Source organism: Nocardioides abyssi (genome assembly GCF_030412915.1).
GTDB classification, from domain to species: Bacteria; Actinomycetota; Actinomycetes; order Propionibacteriales; family Nocardioidaceae; genus Nocardioides; species Nocardioides abyssi.
On record NZ_JAUHJR010000045.1, the window covers coordinates 1 to 395 of the forward strand.

The following is a 395-nucleotide window of genomic DNA, read 5'->3' on the forward strand; positions in this document are numbered from 1 at the left end:
GTGGTGTTCTTTGTTTTGGTGGTGGACGTGGTGCTCCTTGTTTTGGTGATGTTCATGATGAACCTTGTCTTGATGTTCGTGGTGGGCTTTGCTTTGGTGGGCCACGTGATGATGTTTCTCGTGTTCTTTCGGATGGGAAGCGTGTTTGCTGTGTATGGCATGACCCGAGTGATGAGCACGGCTAGAATTACTTGGTGGTCCTCCTCTATAAGTCGTATTACCCACATTACAAAAGCATGGACACTCTGGATACCCGTTTGTAGTTGTTGGAATTTCTTCAGTGGTACTGGTGGTGACTGATACTGTTGAGGTTTCTGCAGTTGAGGTGGGAGTTGACGCTTTTGTTGTAGTGGTTGTTTCACCTTCAGTGGTAGAGGGTGTGACTGATTCAGTAG

At 47.1% G+C, this 395-nt stretch carries 1 protein-coding gene; it reads left to right on the plus strand.

Going from position 1 to position 395, the window contains the following annotated elements; all coding sequences use genetic code 11:
* A partial coding sequence (locus tag QWY29_RS19835) for a hypothetical protein (RefSeq protein ID WP_300962964.1) occupies positions 1–300 on the plus strand: 300 nt, incomplete at its 5' end.
* Positions 301–395: the final 95 nt, after the last annotated feature.